Raw genomic sequence first — 243 nt, forward strand, 5'->3', positions numbered from 1 at the left:
ACGGCATAAAGTTAATATAGAGTTGGTTTCATCATCCTGATAATTATCTATTAATTCCTCTGACGAATCCATAATGGCTCTTCTCACATCGGAAAATGGAATATCAGGTAGTAATTCCTCTAAGTCATAATTTCCGTATATTCTTTTATTTTTTCGTTTTGCTTGGTAAAGCATTATGGTTAAATCTGAGTTTAATTCCTTCTGAGGAATGTATCCTTGTTCATAAAGCTCTTGCAACCATTC

The 243-nt window shown here is 32.9% G+C and carries 1 protein-coding gene; it reads right to left on the reverse strand.

All coding sequences use genetic code 11. The features are described from left to right. Positions 1 to 243, reverse strand: a 243-nt coding sequence (locus tag DH10_RS35865; protein ID WP_192385953.1) for an aminoglycoside adenylyltransferase domain-containing protein, incomplete at both ends; no start/stop codon positions are given.

The sequence above is a fragment of the Mesorhizobium silamurunense genome (assembly GCF_014843825.1).
Classification (GTDB): Bacteria; Pseudomonadota; Alphaproteobacteria; order Rhizobiales; family Rhizobiaceae; genus Mesorhizobium; species Mesorhizobium silamurunense.